Origin of the sequence: Streptomyces sp. NPDC001351 (genome assembly GCF_042896045.1) — a bacterium.
In the GTDB taxonomy this organism is placed as follows: Bacteria; Actinomycetota; Actinomycetes; order Streptomycetales; family Streptomycetaceae; genus Streptomyces.
In genome coordinates, this window is the sequence record NZ_JBIAWS010000006.1 from 414,874 (window position 1) to 441,022 (window position 26,149).

The 26,149-nt window shown below is 72.4% G+C and carries 21 protein-coding genes and 2 pseudogenes; 5 read left to right on the forward strand and 18 right to left on the reverse strand.

Going from position 1 to position 26,149, the window contains the following annotated elements; all coding sequences use genetic code 11:
- The first annotated feature begins 46 nt into the window (after nt 1–46).
- Nucleotides 47–1,297, forward strand: a complete 1,251-nt coding sequence (locus tag ACFY1U_RS24205) for a M14 family zinc carboxypeptidase (RefSeq protein ID WP_390696197.1) — start codon at nt 47–49, stop codon at nt 1,295–1,297.
- 146 nt (nt 1,298–1,443) lie between these two features.
- On the opposite strand, the gene ACFY1U_RS24210 is transcribed toward ACFY1U_RS24205, so the two are convergent.
- From ACFY1U_RS24210 to ACFY1U_RS24220, 3 genes are all read right to left on the reverse strand, one after another.
- Nucleotides 1,444–1,863, reverse strand: a complete 420-nt coding sequence (locus ACFY1U_RS24210) for an SSI family serine proteinase inhibitor (RefSeq protein ID WP_390696198.1) — start codon at nt 1,861–1,863, stop codon at nt 1,444–1,446.
- Complete coding sequence (locus ACFY1U_RS24215; protein WP_390696199.1) at nt 1,860–3,224, reverse strand: M14 family zinc carboxypeptidase; 1,365 nt, start codon at nt 3,222–3,224, stop codon at nt 1,860–1,862. Before ACFY1U_RS24215 ends, ACFY1U_RS24210 begins: the two co-directional genes overlap by 4 nt.
- A gap of 160 nt (nt 3,225–3,384) precedes the next feature.
- Nucleotides 3,385–3,936: an FHA domain-containing protein gene (locus ACFY1U_RS24220; RefSeq protein WP_390696200.1), complete on the reverse strand. Its 552-nt coding sequence runs from the start codon at nt 3,934–3,936 to the stop codon at nt 3,385–3,387.
- A gap of 173 nt (nt 3,937–4,109) precedes the next feature.
- On the opposite strand from ACFY1U_RS24220, the gene treZ reads away from it, so the two are divergent.
- The gene (treZ, locus tag ACFY1U_RS24225; RefSeq protein WP_390696201.1) at nt 4,110–5,855 is read left to right on the forward strand and encodes a malto-oligosyltrehalose trehalohydrolase; all 1,746 of its coding nucleotides are present in this window, start codon (nt 4,110–4,112) and stop codon (nt 5,853–5,855) included.
- A gap of 316 nt (nt 5,856–6,171) precedes the next feature.
- Here treZ and ACFY1U_RS24230 read toward each other — a convergent pair whose 3' ends face one another.
- From ACFY1U_RS24230 to ACFY1U_RS24250, 5 genes and pseudogenes are all read right to left on the reverse strand, one after another.
- The gene (locus ACFY1U_RS24230) at nt 6,172–7,131 is read right to left on the reverse strand and encodes an aminoglycoside phosphotransferase family protein (protein WP_390696202.1); all 960 of its coding nucleotides are present in this window, start codon (nt 7,129–7,131) and stop codon (nt 6,172–6,174) included.
- Between the two features lie 47 nt (nt 7,132–7,178).
- On the reverse strand, nt 7,179–8,306 hold the full coding sequence (locus tag ACFY1U_RS24235) for a M24 family metallopeptidase (RefSeq protein WP_390696203.1): 1,128 nt from the start codon (nt 8,304–8,306) through the stop codon (nt 7,179–7,181).
- Nucleotides 8,307–8,423: 117 nt separating this feature from the next.
- A complete protein-coding gene (locus ACFY1U_RS24240; RefSeq protein ID WP_390696204.1) occupies nt 8,424–9,041 on the reverse strand; it encodes a LysE family translocator in 618 nt (205 codons plus the stop codon).
- Nucleotides 9,042–9,251: 210 nt separating this feature from the next.
- Nucleotides 9,252–9,827: a PDZ domain-containing protein gene (locus ACFY1U_RS24245; RefSeq protein ID WP_390696205.1), complete on the reverse strand. Its 576-nt coding sequence runs from the start codon at nt 9,825–9,827 to the stop codon at nt 9,252–9,254.
- Between the two features lie 73 nt (nt 9,828–9,900).
- Nucleotides 9,901–10,801, reverse strand: a pseudogene (locus ACFY1U_RS24250) (LysR family transcriptional regulator).
- An 87-nt stretch (nt 10,802–10,888) separates the two neighbouring features.
- Here ACFY1U_RS24250 and ACFY1U_RS24255 point away from each other — a divergent pair.
- Nucleotides 10,889–11,622 (forward strand): annotated as a pseudogene (locus ACFY1U_RS24255) (hypothetical protein).
- Here the strand turns inward: ACFY1U_RS24255 and phsA are convergent.
- From phsA to ACFY1U_RS24285, 6 genes are all read right to left on the reverse strand, one after another.
- Nucleotides 11,610–13,484: an O-aminophenol oxidase PhsA gene (phsA, locus tag ACFY1U_RS24260; RefSeq protein WP_390696206.1), complete on the reverse strand. Its 1,875-nt coding sequence runs from the start codon at nt 13,482–13,484 to the stop codon at nt 11,610–11,612. The pseudogene ACFY1U_RS24255 and the gene phsA sit on opposite strands and share 13 nt — an antisense overlap.
- A 101-nt stretch (nt 13,485–13,585) precedes the next feature.
- The gene (gene cyc2 / locus ACFY1U_RS24265) at nt 13,586–15,742 is read right to left on the reverse strand and encodes a germacradienol/geosmin synthase Cyc2 (protein ID WP_390696207.1); all 2,157 of its coding nucleotides are present in this window, start codon (nt 15,740–15,742) and stop codon (nt 13,586–13,588) included.
- A gap of 96 nt (nt 15,743–15,838) precedes the next feature.
- On the reverse strand, nt 15,839–16,756 hold the full coding sequence (locus ACFY1U_RS24270) for an ABC transporter ATP-binding protein (protein WP_390696208.1): 918 nt from the start codon (nt 16,754–16,756) through the stop codon (nt 15,839–15,841).
- Complete coding sequence (locus tag ACFY1U_RS24275; RefSeq protein ID WP_390696209.1) at nt 16,753–17,601, reverse strand: ABC transporter permease; 849 nt, start codon at nt 17,599–17,601, stop codon at nt 16,753–16,755. The genes ACFY1U_RS24270 and ACFY1U_RS24275 overlap by 4 nt, the downstream gene beginning before the upstream one ends.
- The gene (locus tag ACFY1U_RS24280) at nt 17,598–18,416 is read right to left on the reverse strand and encodes an ABC transporter permease (protein WP_390696210.1); all 819 of its coding nucleotides are present in this window, start codon (nt 18,414–18,416) and stop codon (nt 17,598–17,600) included. Before ACFY1U_RS24280 ends, ACFY1U_RS24275 begins: the two co-directional genes overlap by 4 nt.
- Before the next feature lie 7 nt (nt 18,417–18,423).
- A complete protein-coding gene (locus ACFY1U_RS24285; protein WP_390696211.1) occupies nt 18,424–19,356 on the reverse strand; it encodes an ABC transporter substrate-binding protein in 933 nt (310 codons plus the stop codon).
- A gap of 143 nt (nt 19,357–19,499) precedes the next feature.
- Between ACFY1U_RS24285 and ACFY1U_RS24290 the strand changes: the two genes are divergently transcribed.
- The gene (locus ACFY1U_RS24290; protein ID WP_390696212.1) at nt 19,500–20,762 is read left to right on the forward strand and encodes a cytochrome P450; all 1,263 of its coding nucleotides are present in this window, start codon (nt 19,500–19,502) and stop codon (nt 20,760–20,762) included.
- A gap of 16 nt (nt 20,763–20,778) precedes the next feature.
- Here ACFY1U_RS24290 and ACFY1U_RS24295 read toward each other — a convergent pair whose 3' ends face one another.
- The 3 genes from ACFY1U_RS24295 to ACFY1U_RS24305 all read right to left on the reverse strand — a co-directional run bounded on the left by ACFY1U_RS24295 (nt 20,779) and on the right by ACFY1U_RS24305 (nt 23,771).
- Entirely contained in the window at nt 20,779–21,948 is a 1,170-nt protein-coding gene (locus ACFY1U_RS24295) for a damage-control phosphatase ARMT1 family protein (protein ID WP_390696213.1), read from the reverse strand.
- A gap of 227 nt (nt 21,949–22,175) precedes the next feature.
- Nucleotides 22,176–22,820, reverse strand: a complete 645-nt coding sequence (locus tag ACFY1U_RS24300) for a ScbR family autoregulator-binding transcription factor (protein WP_390696214.1) — start codon at nt 22,818–22,820, stop codon at nt 22,176–22,178.
- Between the two features lie 69 nt (nt 22,821–22,889).
- Nucleotides 22,890–23,771 carry a ScbA/BarX family gamma-butyrolactone biosynthesis protein gene (locus tag ACFY1U_RS24305; RefSeq protein WP_390696422.1) on the reverse strand — a complete coding sequence of 294 codons (882 nt, stop codon included), beginning with the start codon at nt 23,769–23,771 and terminating at the stop codon, nt 22,890–22,892.
- Between the two features lie 279 nt (nt 23,772–24,050).
- On the opposite strand from ACFY1U_RS24305, the gene ACFY1U_RS24310 reads away from it, so the two are divergent.
- Nucleotides 24,051–24,986, forward strand: a complete 936-nt coding sequence (locus ACFY1U_RS24310) for a lytic polysaccharide monooxygenase (RefSeq protein ID WP_390696215.1) — start codon at nt 24,051–24,053, stop codon at nt 24,984–24,986.
- An 18-nt stretch (nt 24,987–25,004) separates the two neighbouring features.
- On the opposite strand, the gene ACFY1U_RS24315 is transcribed toward ACFY1U_RS24310, so the two are convergent.
- Nucleotides 25,005–25,658, reverse strand: a complete 654-nt coding sequence (locus tag ACFY1U_RS24315; RefSeq protein WP_390696216.1) for a Tat pathway signal sequence domain protein — start codon at nt 25,656–25,658, stop codon at nt 25,005–25,007.
- Nucleotides 25,659–26,149: the final 491 nt, after the last annotated feature.

Sequence of the window (26,149 nt, forward strand, 5' to 3'; positions counted from 1 at the left end):
GAGCGTGGGGTACTGCGGATTGCGAAGCCGGGCGGACGTGACGGGGGTGAGTCTCCTGCCGCAGCTGCGCTACCCCACCCTGACTCAAATCGTCGCGTCCGCAGGCGCGTTGGCCGCTCACAGACCCGGTCTGTGCACCCTGAGGCAGGTCGGAGTCTCCCGGGCGGGCAGACCCCTGCACCTGCTGTCCGTGGGCCATGCGCGGCGTGCCGTGCTCGTCGTCGCGGGCGCCCACGCCAACGAGCCGACCGGCGGCCCCACCTCGCTCGCCCTCGCCGAACGGGTGGTGTCCGAGCGGGAGTTGCGAGCGGACACCTCCTGGCACTTCCTGCTGTGCGCCGACCCCGACGGGGCGAGTCTGCACCGCACTCCGGCACCCCGCAGCCTGTTCGACTACCACCTCGGGTTCTTCCGGCCGGCGGCCGAGGAGCAGCCGGAGTGGTCGCCGTCGGTGCTGCCGCCGCACCGGCTGCCGCCCGAGACCCGCGCGCTGACCCGGGTCATCGACGAACTGCGCCCCTACCTCCAGGCGACCCTGCACGGGACCGACCTGGGCGGCAGCTGGGTCCAGTTGACCAAGGACATACCGGGTCTCGCCGAGCCGTTCGCGAAGTCCGCGGCCGAGTTGCACATCCCGGTGGAGACGGGCGCCTCGGACGCCGCGGGCTGGGCCGCGTCCGGGCCCGGGGTGCATGTGATGCCCTCCCCCGGCACGGGCGCCGCGTACCCGAGCATGCCGGACGACGCACGCCACAGCACCTGGTACGACACCCACCGCCACGGCGGTCTGACGGCGGTGGTCGAGGTGCCGATGTGGGCCAGCGACCTGGTGGACGACCCCGCTCCGCATCCCGCTCCGGCCGCGGCGATGCGACGGCTGGCGCGCCGGCTGCTGCGGGACGCGCTGGAGGTGGAGCGGGTGCTCGCCGAGGCGCTGCCGCGTCTGGAGGGCCTCGACGGTCCGCTGCTGCGGGCCGCCAAGTGGGCGCTTGAGCTGGTTCCGGGCCTGGCCGCGGACTGGACGCACACACCGCCCGCCGACAACACGATGGCGTACATCGGCAGTGTGGACGCGTTCGGCCGCCGCCTGCCGCTGCGGGCGGCGGCCATGCTGCTGCGTGTCCTGCAGGAGGCGGACGACCGGGCGGCACCGGGCCTGGAACGGCTGGTGGCGACCTGGAGCGACGCCTTCGCGGAGCGCTTCCGCGCCCGCTGGGTGCCTGTGGAGCACCAGGTCGAGCACCAGTCCCGGACGGTCCTCGCGGCGGCGCTGCATGCGCGCGAGGGGGCGGCCTGACCGGTGCGACACGCTCCGCTGATGGGGCCGCAATGGGTCGTCGATCGACTGCTGCGCCATCGTGGCTGGTCGCGCCCGCGCGGCGGAGCCGCATATGGATGCCGCCCCGCGCCCCTTCGGGGCGCGGCCGAACCGCGGAGCCCGTGTCAGGCGTCCAGCGCGAAGACCGAGCCGGTGCGGCCGGACATGACGCAGGCGCTGGAGAAGGTCTGGGTGTACTCGACCCGCCGGCCGTTCCACTCGCCGCGCGCGTGGACGGTCACCGGGGCGTAGATCATCGGGCAGAAGATGTTCTTCTTCGACGGGATGCGGGCGATGTCGCCGTCCGCCGCCGCCAGCTCCGAACACGCGTCGGCCGCTCGCGCGTGCCCCTGGGGCGGGTCGCACAGCAGCAGGGTGTCGCGTGTGTGCGGGGACCGGGCGTCGCCCTTGGTGACCGTGAGGTAGAGCCAGTCGGTCGGCGGGAAGTCCGGGGACGCCGCCTGGGCCGGGGCCGCGCCGCCGGCGAGGAGGGCGGCCGCCAGCAGCGAGCCCCGTACCGCTTTCACTGTGGTGCTGATCGTCATTCCCGATGCATCGGCACGGCGGCCTGGGAACCCCACCCCGACTCACCCGAACGGGAGCACGCGGGCGCGTGCCGCAGGGCGAGTTCGAACGCGCCGAGCACCACGTTCGACTGGTACTCCACCTGCCGCGGGACCGGGATCCAGCGCGCCCCCATGCCGTCGCGGTAGTCGGCGCACCAGTCGTCGATGAGGCGGTCGAGGTCGGGCAGCACACCGGCCGGGTCGCGGCCGGCGCGGGTCACGAGCTGGTGCAGCAGCCCTGCCGTGCGCAGTGCCAGCCGCCGTCCGGCGATGCGCAGGGCGGCCAGGTGGGCGGTGCTGAGCGGCGGGAGGGGGCGCGCCCCGTCGGCGACATCGGGGTCCCATGCGTCGGCGAGCCCGGGGCAGACCAGTAAATAGTCGTCCACCGGGGCGAGCAGGCGGGCCGCGTCCGGCATGCCTGCGAGATGGGGCCGCAGCCGCGCCAGGAGCACCTCCAGGAGCCGTGTGTCGTGGCGCAGCGTGTGGCTGACGGCGCGCAGCACGGCGGCCGCGTCGGCGGGCGGGGAGCCGTCCTCGACGGCCGCCACGCCCCACATGGGGGCCTCGACGACCGCCGTGACCGTGCCGTGCCGGTAGGGGTGGAACCAGGTGGACTCGACGGCTGCCTCGGTGATGGCCGCGGCCAGGTCGCCGATGCGGGGCGGTGGGATGCGGTAGACGGCGGGGCCGAGGCTCGGCCAGTACAGGGTGTCGTACGGACCGAGTTCGCGCGGGATGCCGAGGCGGGCGGCGGTGTGCGCGACGCGTCCCGCGAGGCCCGGCAGGTCGTGGGTGAGCTCGACGAAGCCGCCGCCCACGTCGACGCCGTGCAGGGAGCACTGCAGGAAGGGCCGCAGTTCGTCCTGGAGGTCGAGCAGGGTGCGGGTCTCCGGCAGGGCGGCGCCGGCCGCGCCGTCGGGCAGCCATTCGGGCTGTTCCAGGAAGCCGGGCCTGAAGAAGTTCCGGAAGTACCGGCCGAGGCTGTACGGGCCCGGCAGCCAGCCCTCGTTGCGGCGCAGGCCGTCGGGGTCGAGGCTCAGCAGCAGGTTCCAGGTGGCGTCGGCGCCCTCCGTGAACCTGGGGTCGGCCAGGGCCCGCTCGGCCAGGCGCAGCACGGTGGCACCGCCGACGGGTTCGTTGGCGTGGGGCCCCGCGACGACGAGGGCCTGACGGCTGCCGTGACCGACGGAAAGCAGCCACATGGGGGTGCCCGCGCGCGAGGTGCCGACGCGGCGCAGACGGGCGTCGCTCGGACGCCGGGAGACGAGTACCGCCGCCCGCGCGCCGAGTTCGTCGGCCGTCGGGTAGCGCAGGAGGGGCGGCAGGGCACACCTCCACAATGTGGCGCCGTCGGTTCACCTGATGTGCATGGCGTACGCACAGTCAGTCACGACTTGGGGGGTACGTCAACACCATGGAAGGGAAAGCGATTTGCGCCATCACCGCACGTCAACGCAGTGTCATGCTCAGGCCAAGGCTAAGGCGTGACTTAGTCGGGGCTCAGTCGACGGCGAGCCGGAACGCCATCCGCCCGAAGCCCACCTGATCGCCTTCGCGGACGACGGCGGCTCCGATGACCCGCCGCCCGTTCACCGTGGTGCCGTTGGTCGAGCCGAGGTCGCGCAGCACCCACATGCCGCCCTGGCGGCTGAGTTCGGCGTGCACACGGGACACGGTCTCATGCGTGAGGCGCAGTCCGTTGGCCGGATCCCGACCGATGCGCAGCGGGTAGCCGCCCGCGGGGTGGGGCAGCAGCAGCTTGGGGAGGCGCTCGGCCTGCCAGGCCCTGCGCAGCCGTACGGTGAAGCCGGAGACCGCCTCCACGGTGCCGAACACCAGGCGGGCGACGCGGCTTTCCTGCGGGAGGTCGGCGGTGAGTGCGGCGAGTTCGTCCGAACGGCGGGCGGTGAGGGCCAGCTCCATGCGGCGGATGAACGTGTCGTGCGACAACCGACCCATGGCGACGCCGTCACGCAGCACCTTCAGCGCCTTGTCGCGCTCCACGTCGGACAGCCGCGCGGGGTACGTGTTGAACTCGAAAGACGACGTCACGTTGGTGATTGTCGGTCAGTGAACCCCGGGTGTCCAGAAAACGAGAAAACGGCCGCCACGCACGCGTACCTGACGACACCCGCCGTAAAAGGGGTGATTCAAAGGCGGATTGATCTCGTTTGAAGCACCATGGACGGGCTACATCACGGTGAGCAGACGAAGGGGAACCGTCCGTGCAGTTCGAGGTGTGGGCACCGCAGGCCGGCCGAGTGACGCTCCAGTGCGACGGCGCCACGCACGCGTTGGAGCGTGATCAGGACCGGGAGGGCTGGTGGCGGACGGAGGCCGCCGCGGGGGACGGCTCGCGGTACGGGTTCGCGGTGGACGACGGCCCCGTGCTGCCCGACCCGCGTTCGCGCCGGCAGCCGGACGGCCCGGACGGGCTGAGCGCGGTCGTCGAGCACGACCGGTACGCATGGCGCACCGAGTGGGCCGGGCGCCCGCTGCCGGGCGCGGTCCTGTACGAGCTCCATGTGGGCACGTACACCCGCGAGGGCACCCTGGACGCGGCCGCCGAGCGGCTCGGGCATCTGGCCGAACTGGGCGTCACCCACGTGGAGTTGATGCCGCTGTGCCCCTTCCCGGGCCGGCACGGCTGGGGTTATGAGGGCGTATCGCTGTGGGCCGTGCACGAGCCGTACGGCGGCCCTGAGGCGCTGAAACGGTTCGTCGACCGGGCGCACGAACTCGGCCTGGGCGTGGTCCTGGACGTCGTGCACAACCACCTCGGACCGTCGGGCAACTACCTGCCCGCCTTCGGCCCGTACTTCACGGACACGCACCACACGCCCTGGGGTTCCGCGGTCAACCTGGACGCCCCCGGCTCGGACGAGGTGCGGGCGTTTCTGCTGGGCAGCGCGCTGGCGTGGCTGCGTGACTACCGGATCGACGGGCTGCGCCTGGACGCGGTGCACGCGCTGGCGGACACGCGCGCGTGCCACTTCCTCGAGGAACTGTCGACGGCCGTGGACGCCCTCGCGGCCGACCTGGGACGGCCGCTGTTCCTGATCGCCGAGTCCGACCTCAACGACCCGCGGCTCATCACGCCCCGGGCGCAGGGCGGGTTCGGGCTGCAGGCGCAGTGGAACGACGACTTCCATCACGCCCTGCACACCGCGCTGACCGGCGAGTCCCAGGGCTACTACGCGGACTTCGCCCGCGCTCCGCTCGCCGCGGTGGCCCGGACCCTGACCCACGGCTACTTCCACGACGGCACGTACTCCAGCTTCCGCGGCCGGCACCACGGGCGCCCCCTGGACAGCACGCGGGTGGCCGGGCACCGGCTGCTCGGCTACAGCCAGACCCACGACCAGGTGGGCAACCGCGCCCAGGGCGACCGCCTTTCAGCGATCCTCTCCCCCGGCCTGCTCGCCTGCGCGGCCGCCCTCACCCTCACCGCGCCCTTCACCCCGATGCTGTTCATGGGCGAGGAGTGGGCGGCCGGTACGCCCTGGCAGTTCTTCACCGACCACACCGATCCGGAGCTCGCCGAAGCCGTACGGCGGGGCAGGCGGCGGGAGTTCGCGGCGCACGGCTGGGCCGAGGAGGACGTCCCGGATCCGCAGGACCCGGCGACGCGCGAGCGCTCCTGCCTCAACTGGGCGGAGCTCTCGGACGAGCCGCACGCGCGCGTGCTGGACTGGTACCGCAGGCTCATCGCGCTGCGGCACGAGCAGGCCGACCTGACCGACCCCGACCTCGCCGACACCAAGGTGGCCTTCGACGAGGGGGAGCGCTGGCTGGCCTTCCGCCGCGGGGACGTGCGCGTGGCCGTGAACCTCGCCAAGGAGCCGGCGGCGATCCCCCTGGGCCCCCGCCACGCGGACGTACTCGCCGCATGGGAGCCCGTCGAGGCGCCGGGCGCGGACGGGGTGCTGCATGTGCCCGGAGAGTCGGCCGTGGTACTGCTGCAGGCGTGAACGGCCGCCGGGCGCCCCGCAGGCTGTGCCGCGACCGGCCCTCCGCCGTCTACGGATCCGTCGCAGCTGGTCACGCCCGCGCGGCGAAGACCACATGGACACCACCCCGTGCCCCTGGGCACGGACGGGATGCTGCATGCGCCCCGAGAGCCGGCCGTGCTGCTGCTCCAGGCGTGAACGGCCGCCGGGCGCCCCGCAGGCTGTGCCGCGACCGGCCCCTCCGCCGTCTGCGAGTGCGTCATGGCTGGTCACGCCCGCGCGGCGGAGCCGCAGACGGATACTGCACCGCGCCTGCACCGGACTTCGCCGAGGCCGCCTAGAACTCCTCGTCCGCGTCCTCGTCCCGGAACTCCGTCACCCTCTCCAGGAGGATCGCCTCCCAGGCGCGGCGGAGCTGGAGCCTGAGGAGGGACAGCGGGCCGGCGTCCTGGCCTTTGAGCTGTTCGGCGAGGCGTACGACGGTGTCGCAGCGGGCAAGCCAGAGGCCGCGGAGGCAGGGGCGGGCGGCGTAGCCGGCGAGTGTGGCGGCGCGGACGGCGGCGGGTGAGCCGACCGCGATCGCGAGGCCGGCGATGTCCTCGGCGGGATCGCCGACGGCCGCGTCCGTCCAGTCGAGGATGCCGCGCACCCGGCCGTCGGCACTGACCACGAGGTGTTCGCCCTTGAGGCCGTGGTGGACCAGGACCGCGGTGCCGGACTGCGCGGCGAGCTGGACGGCGGCCTGCGGGGTGAGCTGGTTCAGCCGGAGGGGGTCCAACTCGTCGGCCGCGGCGAGGCGTTCGGCGGCGCGCCCGGCGGCGCGGCGCAGCGCCTCCAGGGAGCGCGGGGCGGTGCGCGGGACGCCGAGCGTCTCGGCCTGCCGTGCGGGCACCTCGCGCAGCCCGGTGAGCAGCCCCGCGAGGTCGGCCTCACCGACGGCGGACACGTCGTACTGCTCCGCTGTCCCGCCGGGCACCTTGGTGTCGAGCGTGTACGTCAGCCCGGGCGCCCACTCGCCGTGCGCCACGCTGGTCGGCACGGCGATCGGCAGATGCGGGCGTACGAGGTCGCGCAGGCGCAGTTCGCGGCGCTGGCGCAGGGCGGCCTCGCGGTCGGGGGCGAGGCGCAGCACATGGCGGGTGCCGACCCACCAGGTGGAGTGCTCGCCGCCCTCGGCGACGGGCCGCACCTCGGGTCCGGCGGCGGTGGCTCCCCTTGTTGTGCCGGCGCCCTCCTTGAGCAGAGAACTGACCAGCCGGCGGACGGTGTCCGCGGTGGGTGTCGGTGCCTGGGTCATGGTCGCGCCGTTGTCACTCGAAGGTGTGCTGGGGCTCCTGGGGTCGCTCAGTCCACTATGACCATCTCGCGGTCGGTGTCGTTGAGGCGGCGGCCGCCGTCCTCGGTGACCGTGACGATGTCCTCGATACGCACGCCGAAGCGGCCGGGCAGATAGATCCCGGGCTCCACGGAGAAGCACATGCCGGGCACGAGGGGCTGCCGTTCGCCCTCGATCATGTACGGCGGCTCGTGCGTGGTGACGCCGATGCCGTGCCCGGTGCGGTGGATGAAGTACTCGCCGTACCCGGCCTCCGCGATGACCGCGCGGGCGGCACGGTCGACCTCCTGGCAGGCGACGCCGGGCCTGACCGCCCGGAAGCCCGCCTCCTGGGCCTCGCGCACCAGGTCGTGCACCCGGCGCTCCTCGTCGGTGGGTTCGCCGACGTGGACGGTGCGGGAGGTGTCGGAGCCGTAGCCGTCCTTGAGGCCGCCGAAGTCGAGGACGACCATGTCGCCGCGTTCGATGACGCGCTCGCCGACCTCGTGGTGCGGGTTGGCGCCGTTCGGCCCGGAGGCGACGATGGTGAAGTCGACCTGCGAGTGTCCGAACTGCCGCAGCAGGTCGGCGAGGTCCGCGCCGACCTCGGACTCCCTGCGGCCGGCGAAGGGAACCTTGCGGATCTCCTCGAACGTCGCGTCCGCGGCCGCGCCCGCGGCCGCCATCAGTTCCAGTTCCGCCGGGTCCTTGACGGCGCGGAGCATCGGCAGGGCGTCGGTGAGGGACGCGTAGTCGGTGCCGGGCAGCGCCCGCTGCAGTCCGAGCAGATGCATCGCCCAGGCGTTGTCGCTGATGCCGAAGCGGCCGGTGCCGGCGAGCAGGGCGGCGGTCGCCGCGTAGGGGTCCTTGCCGTCGGTCCAGTCGCGCAGCGCCAGGGCGGGAGCGCCGACGGCCTGCGCGGCGTCCGGGGCCTCCAGGGTGGGGACGACCAGGACGGGGGTGCGTCCCTGGACGAGGACCAGCAGGGTGAGCCGTTCGGTGACCGCGGTGGGCGCATAGCCGGTCAGCCACACCAGGTCCGGGCCCGGCGCCACCAGCAGCCCGGCGAGACCGGCGTCGGCGGCGGCCCGCGCGGCGCGGTCCATCCGGTCCCGGTAGTCGTCGGCGGTGAAGGGCGCGCGCGTACTGCCGGTCATCCTGGCCTCCCTGGGAGGGTGAAGGGACCACAAGGGACTACGGGCAGCATCCTGCCCGTACCGCGGGGGCGGCGCGACCGGTCTGCGGGTCTTTCGGACGCCGCGTCGGCCATGGTGTCAGCTCTCCAGGGCGAGGCGGGCACCGAGGAGCAGCATGACGCCCCCGGAGACCTGCTCCAGACGCCGGCGCACCCCGTGCCGGGACAGGACGGCCCGCAGCCGGCCGACGAACCACACGTACAGGCCGTAGTAGCCGACCTCGTAGACCGCCCAGAGCGCGGCGAGCCCCAGCATCGCGGGCAGGTGCGGGGCGCCCTGCGGCACGAACTGCGGCAGGAAGGACATGGCGAAGACCGCCGCCTTGGGGTTGGCGAGGTTGAGCAGCAGCCCGCCGCGGTAGGCGGCCCAGCCGCTCTTGTCGGCGCCCTCCCAGCTCTCCGGGGCCCGGTTGGTGCGCCGCGCCTGCCGCAGCGCCTGAATGCCGAAGCCGACCAGGACGACCGCGCCGACGATCCGCATCACCTCGTACGCCACTTCGGAGGCCGCGAGCAGCGCGGTCAGCCCGAACGCGGCGACCACGCCCCAGACGAAGACGCCGGTCTCGTTGCCGAGCACGGTCAGGAAGCCGGAGCGGCGGCTGCGCAGGGACTGCTTGATGATCAGCACCGTGCTGGGGCCGGGTGAGGCGGCGATCAGGGTGCAGGCGCCGAGGAAGGCGAGAAGGGTGCTCAGCATGCGGCTCATCGTGGCCCACTCCATGGACGGGGACCAGTGGTTTCCCCGCCGCTCAACGGATCCTGGGCGCCAGACCGTCAGTCGTGGTCCGAGCGGGTGCGCGCCGGGCCACCCGGACCCCGGGGCTGGGAGGCGGACGCACCCTGCCCGCACTGCTCGCGTTCCACCGCCCGGGCAGGCCCGGACGGCTCACCACCCACTTCCGGGTGGTCAGGTGACGACGCCGGGCAGCGCCGTCACCTGCTGGTAGGCGCCACTTCGGTGACGGATCGTCAGCGTGATGCGGACACCCGGGCGGGCCCCGGCGACGGCGCGTGCGAGGTCGGCGGCCGAGTCGATGCGGGTCCTGCCGAACGCGAGGACTACGTCCCCGCGGACCAGGCCCGCCGCATAGCCCGGGCCGGGCACGTGGACGCCGACGACCAGGGCGCCCGCCTTGTACGCGTCCACGGCCTCCAGGCCCAGCGTCGCGACGGCGGGCGCCGGGGACGCGGATGCCGTCGGGGACGACGGACTGGGGTGCGCCGTGGCCGAGGGGCTGCCCGGGGCCGGCGCCCGGCGTTGCAGGTCGGCGAGTTTGCTCATGCCGATCACCGTGGCGCCGACCGTGCCGAGACCTACCCCGGACAGCACCAGGACCGTTCCGACGAGCAGGCCGAACAGGGCGGCCCTGAGCCGTCGGCCGCGCCGGCGCACGGCGTGCGGGCGCCGGGCGGTGCCGGGTTCGGTGCCGCCGCCGGGCTCCCCACCCGGCATTGGCTTGGGACGCAACGCAGTCTGTTCCATGGATCGCCTCCGGCTGGACCTCTACCCGGAGCCCCGATGCCCGACGAGCCACGAACGAGTGAGACTGAGCGGCTCACACCCGGTCCTCCAGCACCCCCGCCAGCGTCGCCGCCGCTCCGGCGAGTGAGCCCGTGTGCAGCAGTTCGGTGCGGTGCACCACGCGCGGGTGTGTGTGAGGGGGACGGAGACCGTGCCCGGCACTTCCGTGGCCGCCGAGCCCGGCAGCAGGATCAGGCCGTGGCCGGCGGCGGCGAGGGCGGTGAGGGTGCGGACGTCGGTGCCCTCGTAGCGCAGGGCGGGACGGAAGCCGTGGCCGCCGTTCGCGGCGCGGCGGTGGGCCAGCGGCAGGCCCGCGTCCGGGGCGTCCAGCTGGGGGCACCTCCCACGCCCTTAAGGCAGTGGGGGAGGGCGTCGGCGAGGTCGCCGAGGCGCAGGCCGCGACGGCGGGCCAGCGGGTGCGTGGCGGGCAGGAGGACGCACACGGGTTCCTCCGCCACGCCGTGCGTGATCAAAGGGGCCACGTCGGGCAGCCGCAGAGGGTCGCTGGGGGCGGCCAGGCCGTCGACCAGGCCGAGGTCCGTCGTGCCGGTGGCGACGGCGGCCGGGATCTCGTCGCGGGGCAGCACGCGCACGGTCACGCCCGCGGCCGGGAGCGCGGCGACGGCCCGCGGGACGAGCGCGGTGGGGGCCCCGGCGAGCCTCAGGCCGTGTGCGGGTACGGCCGCCATCCGCAGGACGTCCGCGCGGGCCGCGTCCAGGCGCAGCAGCAGCGGATCCGCGTGTTCCAGGAGCCTCTCGCCGGCCGCGGTCGGTGCGACGGGGCGGCGGGTGAGGAGCGGCGTACCGAGGTCCTGTTCCAGTGCGGCGATGTGCTGGGACACCGCCGACTGGGTGTAGCCCAGTTCACGCGCGGCCTCGGAGAAGGAGGCGAGACGGACGACGGTGACGTAGGTGCGCAGGAGGTGCGGGTCCATGGGCCCCAGGGTTGCATCAGGTCTCCTTATCGCGGGTGCAGAAATCATCGTTGGACGCGATCCGACGGCCGCACTCAGGATGAGGACATGACGAACACCGCGGCTCGGACCGCCCGGGTCGCCCTGGTCGGCGACCGCTCCCCCAATGTCGTGGCCCACACGCGCATCCCTCGTCTGCTCGACGCCCTCGCCGAGCGCGAGCGGCTCGTCCTCGACGCCTACTGGATCCTTCCGAGGACGCCGAGGCCGCCGACGCCGTGCACGGATTCGACGCGGTGTGGGTGGTGCCGGGCAGCCCCTACCGCAGCCAGACGGGCGTCCTCACGGCCATCCGCACCGCGCGCGAGGAGGGCATCCCCTTCCTCGGAACGTGCGGCGGATTCCAGCACGCCCTGCTGGAGTTCGCCCGCACCGTGTGCGGACTGACCCGGGTGGCCCACGCGGAGAGCGACCCGGCGGCCGAGGACCTGCTGATCGAGCCGCTGGCCTGCTCACTCGTGGGCCATGAGGGCACGGTCGTGCTCGAGGCGGGCTCCCTCGCCCAGTCCGTGCTGGGGTCCGAGCGGACGGTCGAGCGCTACTTCTGCAAGTACGGGCCCAGCCGTCACCTCGACACGCTGCGCGCACACGGCATGCGTTTCTCCGGCGCCGACGAGGACGGCCACGTCCGTATGGCCGAACTCCCCGGCCACCCCTTCTTCCTGGCCTCTCTCTTCCAGCCGGAGCTGGCCGGCGACGGCTCGCGCCCGCACCCGATGATCCGGGCGCTGGCGCGAGCCGCGGTGGCACACGCGGCGCAGGCCGAGGGTCAGCCCGTGTGACCCTCGCCGTGGCCGCCGTGCGCGCCGCCGTGGTCGAACTTCATCGCCTCCTCGGGCATCACGACGAAGGGCCGCATCATGCCCATGTCCTCGTGCTCGAGAAGGTGGCAGTGGTACATGAACCGGCCGTACGCGCCGTCGAACCTCCCCATGACGCGCAGTATCTGACCGCCCGGCACCCGGAAGACGTCCTTGTAGCCGCGTTCGTTGGGCGCCAGCGGAAGCTGTGTGCCCGGGTCGTACGCGATCGGCGCGCGGGTGCCGCCCACCGCCGGGTCGAAGCCCGAGACGTCGTACGCGTCCCGGCCCAGCAGCTGGAAGTCGGCCAGGTGGATGTGCATCGGGTGGACGATCGGCGCGAGGTTCAGGAAGCTCCACTGCTCGTAGGAGCCCTCGGCGATGGTGAAGCCGAGGCCGTCGTTGAACGTCCGGGACGTGCGCCGGTACGTCTTCGTCGTGCCGTCCGCGCCCTTGAGCTGGATGATGCCGTCGGCCGGGACCTGGATGTCGCCGGGGTCGGTGACCTCGGTCATCTCCCAGATCTCCGGGTGTCCGCCGGCGCCCTTGGTGGCGGGCGGGGTGAGCACGATCAGGCGGTGGCCGTGCGGGATGTCGTGGGTGAGCCGGCGGAAGGAGCCGGAGAGCACCTCGGGCAGCTCGAAGGTGTCCGTGCAGCCGCTCTCGCCCACCCGGAACTCCAGGACCGCCGGATAGCGCACGTCGTTCACCGGGTCGGGCACGCCCGGTGCCTGTCCGCGGCCCTTGTTGACCAGGCGCAGCCTGCGGCCCGCGAGGCCCCGGAAGTCGACGAGCAGGTCGAAGCGCTCGGCCGGGGCCGCGGTCAGCGTCGGCAGCGCGTCGTCGAAGTCGACCGGGACCGGGCGGGGCAGCAGTCCGCCGTCGCTGCCGATCTGGTGGACGACACCCGGCACCGGGTTGTCGTCCTCGTCGACGAGGACGAGGCTGTAGATGCGCGCGTTGGACGCGTTCACGAGCCGGAAGCGGTACCAGGCGTCGTCCACCTCGGCGTACGGCCAGATGCGGCCGTTGACCGTCGTGTACGGGCCGGTGAACGGGATGGAGACCGGTTTGCCCGTCTCCGGGTTCTGCTGCTGGACGACGACCGTCTTGTGCAGCAGCCGCCCGTTGAGCCGGCCGTCCTCGTCCGTGTCGAGGTTCCGGTCGGCGAGCAGCAGCGGGATCTCCCTGTCCCCGGAGGGCAGTCCGAGGGCGTCCTCCTCGTCGTCACGGACGAGATAGGTGCCGTACAGGCCCGTGTGCACGTTCCACCGGGTGATGTTCATGGCGTGGTCGTGGTACCACCACTGCACCGCCTGGTGCTCGTTCGGGTACTCCGACAGCTGGGCGTCGCCGCATCCGACGGCGTTGTCGGCCCAGCCGTCGTTGCCGCCGCCCGTCTGCGCTCCGTGCAGGTGCGTCACCGACCAGGCGGGCAGGGCGGCCACGTCCTTGTTCGGCTCGACGCCCTCCCGGCCGGGCTCGGTGGTGGCCGGCGGGGTGCCGGGTGCGCGGACCGGCACCTCCACCGAAGTGACCGGGTATTCAGTGCCCTTGGGAATGCGGTTGGTCCAGGCGATGCGGACGCGCTGCCCGCGGCGCACCTCGATGGTCGGGCCCGGCACCTGTCCGGCGTAGCCCCACATCAGGGTCGGCGGAAGCTGCGGGTGCAGCCGGACCCAGGCCGGGCGCAGGGCGATCTCCGTCTCCCGCAGCACGTCACCGGATGCGGGACGTACGACGGGCGGGACGGGTAACGGCGCGACGTACGGCGCCAGTTCGTCCGGAGCCGGCGCGGTCTCCCCCGTGCCGCCCTCGGTGATCCTCTCGATGATGTCGGTCAAGGTTCGAACACCCCCGTGTTCTGTGGTCTGTTCCCCTTGTCCCAGAAGACTCCCGACGCCTCGCCCAAGTTCCCTGAATGTCCCGTTCCGCACGAAAAAGTTTAATGTGCGGTCATGGCGGCAGGCCGGTCCGGGAGGAAGCCGTGGGTGCGGCGGGCCAGATGCTCCGGCTTGTAACGATCCACGTTCCGGTGCCAGTTGAGGATGCCCGCCATCCAGTTCTGCAGGTCCTTCACATAGCCGTCCATGGCCTCGCGTGCCTCGTCGGAGAGCTTGAAGTCGTCGTACGCCACGGGCAGTTCGTGTGCGGCGATGTGCTCGAACTGCTGCATGCGCTGGGTCATCAGGTCGTGGACGACGGAGAGCGCGGTCGGGTAGTCGATGCCGAAGAAGTTCTGTACGACGAGGATCGCGTTGTGGATCTCGCCCTCGTACTCGATCTCCTTCTGGTACGAGAAGACGTCGTTGATGAGGCACCCGTAGTCGATGGCGGCGTTCTCCAGGGCGCGCACGGGACCGCTGCGGTAGACCTCGGGCGGGATCGCCGGGCCGTGGCCCATCCGGCACATGCTCAGGGTGAGGTCGGAGCCGAAGGTGGCGCGGCGCATCTCCAGGTAGTCGACCGGGTCGGGGATGCGGTTCTGCAGCTGGTTGGACAGCTCCCACACCCAGCTCTCGGTCATGACGTTCACCGAGTCCTTGAGGGTGCGCCGCTGCTCGGGGGTCATCTGCGTCGTGGTGCGCGCCCAGAGGTCGGCCAGGCCCCGCTCCATGCCGTTGAGCGGGGTGGGGGCCGCCTCACCGTCGACGGGCATGCAGTCCGCCAGGCGCTGCGTGGTCAGCCGCGCGGCCGCCAGGTCGCGGCGGTGGCCGTACACGAGCGGGTAGTAGTCGTCCGCGTACGTGCCCCAGGCGAGCCACTGCGAACTCAGGTCGAGGGCCTCGGGTGTCGCGTCGGGGTCGAGGCCCGCGGAGCACAGCGGAAGGTCGGCGGCGGCGAGCCTGTCCTCGTCCCAGACGCCCTCCTGCAGCATGCCCATGGCGTGCATCCAGCCGGTGAGGCGGTGCCGGGCTCCGTCCAGGTGCGGGCTCAGCTCGACCTCGTAGGGCATGTGGAAGTCGGGCAGCAGGGAGGGCCCGACCTTCTGGTACGGCACATGCGTGTAGGCGCGCAGGCGCTCCGCGCCGGCCGCCGCGAGCAGCGCACCGACGTCGGCGGCGGAGGTGCCGGGGCCGGTCAGGCCGTGCCACGGCTGCGTGGACTGTGCGCGGGCGTTCATGTAGCGGCTGGAGCGCATGTGCCATTCATGGCCGCCGGACTGCCAGTCCTGGAGGCCCTGGGTGTACTTGGCGACGGCGGCGACCTCGTCCGGGGTGAGGCCCTTCTCCAGGGCCAGTGCGGGCACCTCGGTGAGGGCGGTGTGCTCGAACTGGTGGAGGCGGGAGGTGAGGACGTCGTTGACGGTGTCGGCGGCCTCCTGGGTGGTGCAGCCGAAGAAGGTCTCCAGGACGAGCACGCCGTTGCTGTTCTCGCCCTCGTCCTCGACCTCGCGCTGGTAGGAGAACAGGTCGTTGCGCAGGTGGACGGCGTCGGAGAACGTCTCCTTCAGCACCCTGAGCGGCCTCGAGGCGGCCACGGACGCGGGGACCTCGGCCGTCGCGTACTCCACGAGACCCGCCGACCAGGGGGCGCCGCCCACCTTGCGGCGCATCTCGATGTACTCGACGGGGTTGGCGATGCGTCCCTCGTTGATGTTGGACAGCTCCCACAGGGACTCGTTGAGCAGGTGCTCGGTCGCCACGGCGAAGCGACGGCGCCAGTCCACCGACATCGACGGCACGGTGCGTGCCCACAGGTCGGCGAGCCCGGCCTCGACCGGGTTCTGCGGCTCCGGTACGTCAGTGGCGAGGTCGAGGGGCATGAACAGGGGCAGCCGGTCCAGGTAGGCCTTGCCGCCGGCGCGGTCCTGGGTGCGCTTGAAGGTCTCCAGGAAGTGGTCGTCGAAGAAGAAGACCCACACGTACCAGTCGGTGATCAGGGAGAGCGCGGGTCCGTCGCACTCGGGGTGGGTGTAGGCGCAGAGAAGTCCGTAGTCGTGGGCGTCGAGGTCGGACTGCTCCCAGATCCCGGACCCCTCCAGCATGCCCATCGCCCGTGCCCACTCGGTCGAATGGGCACGCGCCTCGTCGACATGCGGGTTCAGCCGCGCGGGATACGGCATGTAGAAGTGCGGGAGTTCGAAGGGCTGCTGCGTCATGGCCGGGCCCTACCCGTGCCCCTCCGGCACCATCCGCGGGCCGGGACATGATCACACCATCGCGTGAATCGGGGGCGAACCGGGAACAGGACGGCCCTAGGAGCCCCGCACGGCCCGCCCCACCTCCGCCCGCAGCGCCACGAACTCGGGCAGGCCGCGGGTGGCGATCTGGTCGCGCTTTCCGGGGAGTTCGACGGGCAGGTCGAGGACGATGTGGGAGGCGGGGGCCGGGGAGAGGACGACGACGCGGTCGCCGACGTAGACGCTCTCGTCGATGTCGTGGGTGACGAAGACGATGGTGGTGCCCTCGGTGCGGTGGACCTCCAGCAGAAGGTCCTCCAGGTCCTCGCGGGTCTGGGCGTCCAGGGAGCCGAAGGGTTCGTCCATGAGCAGCAGGGAGGGGCGGCAGACCAGGGCACGGGCGATGGCGACGCGTTGCTGCATGCCGCCGGACAGCTGCCAGGGGTGGCGGCGGCCGGTGCCGTCGAGGCCGACGCGTTCCAGGATCCGCTCGGCCTCGGCGCGGCGCTCGGCCCGTGTAAGAGCCCGTGTCACGTCCCCGGCCGGATCAGCGCGCGGCGTCTGGTGCGTGCGATCGCAAGGCGCCGGAGCGCCCTCGTGGCGGAGCCACGTGGGCGATTCGGCAACGCCGCGAGCGTGCGTGCCAGGCGTCGAGCGCCCGGCCGGGGACGTGACACGGGCTCTTAGGCTGCGGCGGCGCAGCGGGAGGGCGACGTTGTCGCGGACGGTGAGCCAGGGGAAGAGGGAGCGGCCGTAGTCCTGGAAGACGACGGCGAGTTGGTCGGGTACGCCGTTGACCGGGGTTCCGTCGACGGTGACGGTGCCCTCGTGTGCGGGCTGCAGCCCCGCGACGGTGCGCAGGAGCGTGGACTTGCCGCATCCGGACGGGCCCACGACGCACAGGAGCTGGCCGTCGGGCACCGTGAGGGTGATGTCGTGCAGGACGCGCTGATCGCCGTAGCGCTGGCCGAGGGAGTCGAGGCGGAGCGTCATGCCGTGCTCCTTCCCTGTCCGAGCATCCGCCTCTCGACCGCCACAAGCGCGGTGTTGAGGAGGTGGCCGAGGACCCCGAGCAGGAGCAGTGCCGCCCATACGGTGAGCAGGTCGGAGCGGGACTGGGCGTCGGTGAGTGTGTAGCCGATGCCGTTGGCGGTGCCCGGCAGCAGTTCGGAGAACACCATGAGGATGAGGGAGAGCGAGAGGCTCAGGCGCAGGCCCGCGAAGATGCGGGGCAGGGCGGAGGGAAGGATCAGGAAGCGGAGCCGTTCGACGGGGTTCAGGCGCAGCACGGCGGCGACGTCGAGCCGCAGCGGGTCGGTGCCCCGTGCCCCTTCCGCCGTGTTGACCAGCACCGGCCAGACGGCGCTGAAGGCGATCGACGCGATCTGCATCGGCGTGCCGAAGTCGAGGACGACGACGAAGACGGGCACCAGCGCGGGCGGCGGCACGGCCCGCGCGAACTGCAGGACGGGATTGCACAGGGCGTACGCCCGGCGCGACCGTCCCACCGCGACGCCCGCTCCGATCCCGGCGACGGCGGCGATCCCGAACCCGGCCGCCATCCGTCCGAGGCTCGGCAGTACGTCCCCCACGGCGGCCTCGGTGAGAAACGCGTGCCGGGCGGGCCCCGAGAACCACAACGCGTAGGCGCGGTGCGCGATGCGACCCGGGGGCGGGAAGTACACGCTGCCGTGGGCCTGTGCGGCCACCTGCCACAGCGCGAGGGCGACGAGGAGCACCAGGACGCGGAGGAGTGCGTGACGGAAGGACGTGCTCCGGGCGGCATCGCCCGACGCCCGGCGTGCTGCGGCCGTCTGCCGCCGGATCACCTGCCTCACGACCGCACCCCGCGCCCGTCCGCCCGCCGCTCCGGTGTCCACGGGAACAACCGGCGTTCGCACCGGACCAGCACGCCGTTGATGACCAGCCCGAGGGCGCCCGCCCACACCACGCCGGCCAAGACGTCCCGGGTGCCGTCGGTGGCCATGCCCGCCTGGGCGATGAAGATGCCGAGGCCCTCGCCGAAGCCGGAGAGGAGCTCAGTGGCCACGGCGAGGATGAGGGCGACGGCCGCCGAGATCCGGATGCCGGCGGCGATGAACGGGGCCGTACCGGGCAGCTCGACCCGCAGCAGGACGGAGACCCGGCCGAAGCCGAAGGCCCGCAGGGTGTCCTTGGCGAGCGGGTCGGTCTCGCCGAGGCCGTAGATCGTGTTGAAGAGGACGGGCCAGACCGACGCGTAGGTGATCAGCGCGACCTTGGTCTCGGTGCCGGTGCCGAGGAGCAGCGACACCAGGGGGATCAGCGCGACCGACGGCAGCGGCCGCAGGAACTCCACGATCATGCGTACGGCGGAGTCGACGACCGGCACACTGCCGAGCAGCAGCCCGAGGGGGACCGCGATCGCGACGGCGAGACCGAGCCCGAGCGCCCAGGCCCGCAGGGTGGCACCGACCCCGTCCAGGAAGGCGCCGTCACCCGCCAGCTCCACGGCACGGGCGAGTACTTCGGAGGCGGGCGGAAGGTAGCTGCGCCGGACGATGCCTGCCCGGCCGACCGCCTCGCACGCCCCGAAGGCCAGCACCACCCCGAGCAGGCCGAGCCACAGCTCCTGATGCCGTGCGAGCCGTTCCCGCCGTTTCAGCCGCTTCACCTGGGCGTCACTTGACCAGCAGCGTCGCCGGGTCGGGGGCCTTCTTCAACAGCCCCTGCTTCTTCATGAGTTCAGTGAGCCGCCGCAACTGTGCCGCATCGGTGGAGGCCGGATACGCCGGCAGCCCGATCGACGTGGCCTGGTCCGCGGTCACCTTGGTGTACTTCGGAAGTTCCTCCCGTACGGCACCCGGATCCCGCGCCGCGATCTTCGAAGCGGCCTCGATGGCACGCCGGAAGGCCGCGGCCGCCTTGGCATGCTCGGCGGCGAACGTCCGCGTGGTGACATACCCGCTGATGGGCAGCGACTGGACGGGCGCCGATCCGCCGTCAAGGAGCACCCTCGCCTTCAGCTCCCCCCGGATCGCGCTGTCGAACGGCTCCACCGCGTGCACGGCGTCCACCTGCCCCCGCTCCAGGGCGGGCCCCATCTGAGGGAAGGCGATCTGCCGGTAGACGGGCCTGCCGACGCCCTTCGCGTCGAGGATCGCGTTGAGAGTGAGCGACTGGATGTTGTTGAGGATGTTGACGGCGACCTTCTTGCCCGCGAGGTCGGCGACGCTCTTGATGCCCGAGTCCTTCGGCACCAGGACGTCCATCATGTGCGGCGCGACCCGTACGCCCTCGGCGAGGATGCGGAGGTCGAGGGTGCCCTTCTCGTCGGCCTGCAGGAACGTCACATAGTTCGCGCTCGCGATCACGTCGACCTGCCCCTTGGCCAGCGCGGGCAACGCCTGGATGCTCTGCTGGACGGGCTGGATCGTGACGTCCAGCCCCTCCTTGGTGAACAGTCCGCGGTCCCGTGCGAGGTAGAGCGCCGCGGAGTCCGTCAACGGCAGGGCGGCCACCGTGATCTTCGTACGTCCGTCGGCGGACGTGGCGCCCCCGCCGTCGTCTCCGCAGGCCGCGAGGAGAAGTGTCAGGGCGGCCGCGACAGCCACCGATTTCCCGATTCCCGTCCGCAATCCCCGTAACGCCATGCGGCATGAGTACCAGGTAATTGTCATGATCACCACACCCCGCCCCCTAAAGGGGCCCGCACGTCCCCTTGCCCGAGCCCCGCAGGGACCCTCACCGTGGTCCCATGCATGCCCCCGAGGCCCCGCCCGTCCCGGACGTCTTCGATCCGCGGCAGTACGCCGACGGGGTCCCCCACGCCGCCTACCGCGTCCTGCGCGACCACCACCCCGTGGCCTGGCAGGACGAGCCCGAGGTGCTGGGCTGGCCGGCCGGGCCCGGGTTCTGGGCGGTGACCCGGCACGCGGACGTCGTCCGCGTCCTCAAGGACTCGGCCACGTACTCCTCACACCTCGGCGCGACCCAGATCCGCGATCCCGACCCCGCCGACCTCCCCTTCATCCGCCGGATGATGCTCAATCAGGATCCGCCGGAACACGGAAGGCTGAGGCGACTGGTCAGCCGCGCCTTCACCCCCGGCCGCATCGACCGTTTCACGACGGTCGCGCGGGAGCGGGCCCGGACGCTGTTCACGCAGGCGCTGGAGGCGGCCCGTGCAACCGACGGCACCGTCGACCTCGTCACCGCCGTGACCGACGACTACGCCCTGCTCAACCTCGCCGACCTGCTCGGCGTCCCGGACAGCGACCGCGGCCTGCTGCTGCACTGGACGCAGCGGGTCATCGGCTACCAGGACCCGGACGAGGCCGGCACCCCCGTGCTCGACGCGGACGGCAAACCGGTCAACCCCCGCTCCCCCGCGATGCTCCGGGACATGTTCGCCTACGCCCAGCAGCTCGCCGCGCACAAGCGCCGCCACCCCGCCGACGACGTGCTGACGACCCTCGCCCAGGACCCCGAACTCGCCGCCGCCGAGCTGGAGATGTTCTTCTTCCTGCTCACCGTCGCGGGCAACGACACCGTCCGTAGCGCCGCCCCCGGCGGCCTGCTGATCCTGGCCGAGCACCCGGAGGCGTACGAGCTGCTGCGCGCCGGAAAGGCCGGACTTCCCCCCGCCGTGGAGGAGTTGCTTCGCCGGCACCCGCCCGTCCTCACCTTCCGCCGCACCGCCGCCCGCGACACCGACCTGGCTGGGCGGCACATCCGTGCGGGCGACAAGGTGGTCGTCTTCCACGCCTCCGCGAACCACGACGAAAGGGTCTTCGCCGCGCCGGACCGCCTCGACCTGTCCCGTACGCCGAACCCGCACGTCTCCTTCGGGAACGGCCCGCACGTCTGCCTGGGCGCGCACTTCGCCCGGCTGCAGCTGCGGGTGCTGTACGGGGAGGCGCTGCGCGCCCTGCCGGTCCTGCGCACGGCGGGGCCGGCCAGGCGGCTCACGTCCAACTTCATCAACGGGATCAAGTCGCTGCCGGTGCAGGTGGCTTGAGTTCAGGTACAGACCCTCACGTCCGCACCTGGATCAGGGCGTGGGTGCCGCCGGTCCGCCACCGCTGCCCCTCGGCCGCCACGAGCGCGGCCTCCGTTTCGGGGTCCAGGCCGGTGATCACGTCGGACTTCAGGGTGCGCAGGGCGGCGACCGGTCCGGGGAAGTGGGCCGTGACGTCCGCGAAGGGCGTGGTCGGGGCCCACAGCCGGTCTCCCACGAGGCGCCGGTAGTTGAGGTCGCCCTTCACGACGGTCAGCGCGGCCGTGGCGAGTTCCGCGCGCAGGTCGCCCGGCATGTCCGCGTACGGCAGCGGTGCGACGGAGAAGGGGTGGGCGCGGAGGCCGAGGCGGCCGTCGGTCATCGCGGACCACAGGATGCGGCCGTACTCGACGGCTGCGCCCCGCGCCCCGGTCAGCCTCCTGAGCGCGTCGAGGACATCGGCCGTCGTCGCGTCGGAGACGTAGTACGGGTACGGCTTGATGTGCAGGACGGCACGCCCGATGCGCCCGCGTTCGAGCAGGTGGGCGATGAGGAGCAGGTCGGGGATGAGTTCGCGGCCCGCGTTGTCCGCGATGAGGCAGAGCGTGCCCGCGCCGGACGGCGGGAGCAGCGACCAGAGGGTCTCGCTGTCGTCGGCGACCAGGCCCGGGGCGGTGTCCGCGGTTCCGGCGCCGGCGGCGGAGAGGCGGAAGCCCAGGTCGGCGCGGTTGCCCCAGAGGGAGCCGTGCAGCAGGGCGCGGTCCTGGTCGTCGGCGGACAGGGCGTCGAGGGCGGCCAGTTCCTCGTCCGTCTGAGGGGAGTCGAGCTCGGCCAGCTTGAAGGGGCGGAACGGGTCGATGCCCTGCCAGGGCCCGGGGCCGAAGTAGCCCACGGCGTCGAGGAGTTGCCGGTAGAAGTAGCTCTCCGACCAGAGCCAGGGGATGTCGTACCAGGAACGGCCGGCGTACTGGGCCATGCCCCACGCCTCCCAGCGGGCCCGGTCGTGCGCGTCGGCGGGGAGCGGTTCGACGACGCCCTTGGTGCAGCTCGCCAGGAGCGCGTCGAGGGCGCGGTGCTGTGCGGGGCCGTAGGGGAAGGCCTCCCGGACCTGCCGGATGATCGCGGGATGCCGCTCGGCGAGCACGCTGCGGGGGAAGGACCCCGGCTCGTTGCCGAGGATCACGGGCGCGGACTGGCTGTGGGGCATGCGCCCACCCTAAGCGGGCCGAACGAGTCCGCTGCGGTTGCCGACGCCTGAAAGGGGCGCGGCGCCCCGCCGCGGCAGCGGCTGATGTCACAGCCGATCCGCGGCTCCGCCGCGCGGGCGCGCCGAGCCACGACGCAGCCGCAGACGGCCGACGACGGACGACCGACGACCGACAACGGACGACGGGCGACCCGTCGCACCCCGCGGCGGAGCCGCACACCGGCACGTCAAGCGGAGCGCTCCCGCTCCAGCCGGGCGGCGAGGCTCACATAGCGGGCGCGACGGGGCACCGGAACCAGGCCGCGGATGGTGAGGTGCCACATCTCGGCCAGTCTGCGGGGCTGGTGGGCGACGGGTTCGAGGGAGCGGCCCACGACGCGGGTGCCGACGAAGAAGCTGACGAGGGAGTGGGCGACGGCGTCGACGTCGATGTCCGGGTGGACGTCGGACTCCTTGACGGCGCCGAGGAGTTTGCGAGTGGCGATGTCCCGCCATTCGGTGAAGGGGTGCTGCAGTGGCGGCCGCACGGCCACTTCCCCGGTGGCGAGCCGGAGCCCGGCCCGTGGGATCGGGCCCTCGACGGAGAGACGGGCGATGCCGAAGGTGATGCGCATCAGGGTTTCGAGCGAGGAGTAGCCCCGGCCGTCGAGGTCCTTCGTCACCTCGCGCGAGGCCTTGGACTGCAGCTCCATGATGGCGTGGGCGAGGTCCTCCTTGGCCGCGAAGTGGAAGTAGAGGGCGCCCTTGGTGACCTGCGCGTGTTCGACGATGTCACTCAGGCTGGTCGACTCGTAGCCGCGGCGGTCGAACAGGTCTGCTGCGGCCGTGATGATCGTCGCGCGGGTCTGCTCGGCGCGTAACTGCCTCGCCATCGACTGAACACTCCTGGAGCTCTAAACGGGCCGGGCTGTTTGTTTTTCTCACTCGCAGTAAACGATATCTCACCGTGCGGCGGCGCCGACGGCGCACTCGAACACCGTCGACTCGCCCTGGAATCCGCGGACCTTCAGACCCGCCCCGGTCTCGTCCGTCACCTCGATCCAGGTGGGTCTGTCCAGCTCAGCATACTGATGGAAGGCCGCATGGAAGGACCCACCCCCTGTCGGCCCGACGGCCCGGACACGGGCGGCCTGCCGGGCCGCCTCCAGGAGCAGCATGCCGGGGACGTGATCGAGCGGATGGTCGAAGAAAACGGGATGGGCGGTATCTACTCGAAGTTGCCAGCGGCCGGGCCGGGCGGGCGGGGCCAGCACGACGTCCGCGGGCAGGGCGCGGTCCACGGCGGCGGCCGGCAGGGCGGGCGGGAGCGGCAGCGGGGTGACGGTGGCCGGCGTGCGACCGCCCCGCAGCCGGCGGTAGACGGACTCGCTGGTCCAGCTGACGGCGATGTGCGCGCCGGCGACGCGCTCGCCGCCGAGGCGTACGTCGGTGTGGTAGCGGAGGGCCGTGGGGCGGCCCGCGCGCCGGCGGACGTCGCAGACGGTGACGTCCAGGACGGGTTCGGCGGGCGCGGCGCCGACGGCGAGGTGCTCGGGATGCGTGGTGACGTGCAGCTCTTTCAGTACGAAGCAGTGGTCGAACGGGGCGTCGTACTCGGCGTGCGCGAGAAGTGCTCCGCACTGGCGGACGGTCTCCGCGACGAGCAGCGGCTCATACGCCGACCGGTCCGGCGACACGTGTAACTGATGGGCTCGCGGCCACTGCGCGAACAGCGTGAACCGGTCGGGACCGGTGCGCTCCCAGCCGGTGAGAAACGTTTCCGCCACGGCGGCGCGGTGGACGAGCTGACGCGGCACGGTGGCCGTCAAGGCAGGTCGAGGCATGGTCGGTTGAGGCATGTCCCTCCCTCGGTCCCCCTGGAAACGGATGACAGACCAGACGGTGAGGTGCCCGTGCCGGCGACCGCCAGAGTACGAGGCGACCGGTTGGTTTTCAATGTGGCCCGGGTTGCCCCGAGGGGCGTACGACGCAGGTGAACGGTCAGGATTCGAGGAGGTGTTCGCTCCGGATCACTCCCGGGCGTCGCGCGCTGAACGCGCCGGGCCGGTCGCCCGTACTTCACGGGAGCACATCGTTCCGCGCCGGCCGAGGAGACGTTCCGGATGCCCCGGATGACCGCACACCGCACCGCCCTGGCGGCCGCCCTCGTGACCCCGTTCCTGCTGCCTCTGTGGGCGGCGGGCCCCGCGCAGGCGCACGGCGCGCCCACGGATCCGGTCAGCAGGGCCTACGCCTGCTCGCCCGACGGCGGCGGCGACGCGCAGTCGGCGGCGTGCAGGGCGGCCGTCGCCGCGAACGGCGCCCCCTTCACGTTCTGGGACAACCTGCGGGTCGCGGACGTGGGCGGCAGGGACCGGCAGGTCATCCCCGACGGAAAGCTGTGCAGCGGCGGACTGCCCGCCTACAAGGGCCTCGACCTCGCCCGCTCCGACTGGCCGTCGACGACCCTGAAGCCGGGCGCGACCCTGACGATGAAATACGCCTCGACGATCCCGCACACCGGCACGTTCAGGCTCTACCTCACCAAGCCCGGCTATGACCCGAAGAAGCCGCTGACCTGGGACGAGCTGCCGGACCAGCCGTTCGCCTCGGTCAAGGACCCGGCCCTGACGAACGGCGCGTACCGCATCACCGCGAAGCTGCCCTCCGACCGGAGCGGGCACCACGTGCTCTACACCATCTGGCAGAACAGCAGCACGACGGACACGTACTACTCGTGCTCGGACGTGGTGTTCGGGACGGCGGGGAGCGGCAGGAGCGGCGGTACGGCAGCATCGGCGTCGACGTCCGCGGGCGGTGGCGGGAAGGGCGCGAGCGGCAGCCCCACGGCCGCGCCCGAGCCTCGTACGACTCCGTCCCGTACGGCAGAGGCGGCCGCGACTCCACGGCAGGGGTCCGCCGCCCCCGACAGCACACCGGTGGCCTCGACCTCCACCGCGGGCTCGGGCCCGTCCGCGCCCATGCTGGCGGGCGGCGCCGCTGCGGTGCTGGTACTCACCGGCGGCGCCGCCCTGGCGCTGCGTCTGCGTCGACGCTGAACTACGTCTTCTTGAGGGTCAGTTGACGTAGACGGTGGCGCCGTTGTCCGTCACCGGGGCGTACTTGGCGGTGAAGTAGCCGCTGCTGAAGCAGAGCGACGAGCCGGACACCTTGCTGAACTGCTGGTTGGTGAAGTTGATGCTGGCGTCGCTGTTGTTCGTCGTGCCGGTCAGGCTGGGGGCCTGGTAGACGCAGGTGATGCTGCCCAGCAGGGTCTTCAGCTTGACCGTGGTCTGGATGGTGGAGCCGCTCGCCGGGGTCACGGTGAGCGTGCCGTCGGAGGCCACGGTGGTGGTGTACGGCAGGTTGTCGACCGTGATGCTGGTGACGCCCGTCACGCCCAGGACGTTGCTGGTGCAGCTGCTGCTGTCGAAGGTCTGCGCGCCGACCGTCTCGGTGGCCGTGCCCGGCGCGGCGGGGTTGTCCGCGACCGTGGCGGTGAAGGTCGAGGACTTGCAGCTCACGCCGCTGGTGCCGGTCGCGCTGGAGTACAGCGTGGCGTTGGTGCCACTGGCCAGCGGCGCGGAAAGGACGTCACCGACCGCGACGGCCGTGCCGCCGGTCGAGCCGGTGGTGAGGACGGGGGTGTCGGCCGCCGAGGCCGGGACGGCCGCGGGGATCGAGAGAGCGGCGACGGTGCCGACGAGGGTGAGGAGGGTGCGAGTGCGCATGCGGACGTACCTCTTTCTTGTGCGGGGTTTGAGGGTTGGGGGGCTTCCGATGTGGCGCAAGGAAGTGGGGGGACGCCGGTCGGCGTCCGCCGATGCCGGACCGTGACGCCTTCTCCGTACGCCACGGACCGGCAACGACGTCCGGCCGGTGACCGGCCGCAGACCCTGGGGGTGGGCCTGTGGCCGGGCCGGGCGGAAGCGACGGCCTGGAGCGGACCAGGGGGGAAGTGCCCTTACCGGGCCGTCTGGGGGATCTCGGGCCGTGAAGGACCCGTGCGGACAGAAGGGTTCCGGGAGACGCGGACGGTGCCGCGTGGCTGGATCCGGCGCCACGGATCTGGGGGAAGCCAGGGGCAGTTGTAGACCTGAGTGTCAGTCAACGTCAAGGCAGGACAGGGGAGTTGACGATCGTTCAAGAGTTTGGCCGGACCCGGCGGGACCTGCCGGCCCACAGGTGGGGCACAACCGACACCCTTTTTTCACAACTCCCT

Bases quoted from the DNA above. Each gene is read 5' to 3' on its own strand.
- ACFY1U_RS24210 (WP_390696198.1), bottom strand. From the start codon at position 1,863: ATGACGATCAGCACCACAGTGAAAGCGGTACGGGGCTCGCTGCTGGCG.
- ACFY1U_RS24230 (WP_390696202.1), bottom strand. From the start codon at position 7,131: ATGACCCAGGCACCGACACCCACCGCGGACACCGTCCGCCGGCTGGTC.
- ACFY1U_RS24235 (WP_390696203.1), bottom strand. From the start codon at position 8,306: ATGACCGGCAGTACGCGCGCGCCCTTCACCGCCGACGACTACCGGGAC.
- ACFY1U_RS24240 (WP_390696204.1), bottom strand. From the start codon at position 9,041: ATGCTGAGCACCCTTCTCGCCTTCCTCGGCGCCTGCACCCTGATCGCC.
- ACFY1U_RS24245 (WP_390696205.1), bottom strand. From the start codon at position 9,827: ATGGAACAGACTGCGTTGCGTCCCAAGCCAATGCCGGGTGGGGAGCCC.
- cyc2 (WP_390696207.1), bottom strand. From the start codon at position 15,742: ATGACGCAGCAGCCCTTCGAACTCCCGCACTTCTACATGCCGTATCCC.
- ACFY1U_RS24270 (WP_390696208.1), bottom strand. From the start codon at position 16,756: ATGACGCTCCGCCTCGACTCCCTCGGCCAGCGCTACGGCGATCAGCGC.
- ACFY1U_RS24290 (WP_390696212.1), top strand. From the start codon at position 19,500: ATGCATGCCCCCGAGGCCCCGCCCGTCCCGGACGTCTTCGATCCGCGG.
- ACFY1U_RS24295 (WP_390696213.1), bottom strand. From the start codon at position 21,948: ATGCCCCACAGCCAGTCCGCGCCCGTGATCCTCGGCAACGAGCCGGGG.
- ACFY1U_RS24300 (WP_390696214.1), bottom strand. From the start codon at position 22,820: ATGGCGAGGCAGTTACGCGCCGAGCAGACCCGCGCGACGATCATCACG.
- ACFY1U_RS24305 (WP_390696422.1), bottom strand. From the start codon at position 23,771: ATGCCTCGACCTGCCTTGACGGCCACCGTGCCGCGTCAGCTCGTCCAC.
- ACFY1U_RS24310 (WP_390696215.1), top strand. From the start codon at position 24,051: ATGCCCCGGATGACCGCACACCGCACCGCCCTGGCGGCCGCCCTCGTG.
- ACFY1U_RS24315 (WP_390696216.1), bottom strand. From the start codon at position 25,658: ATGCGCACTCGCACCCTCCTCACCCTCGTCGGCACCGTCGCCGCTCTC.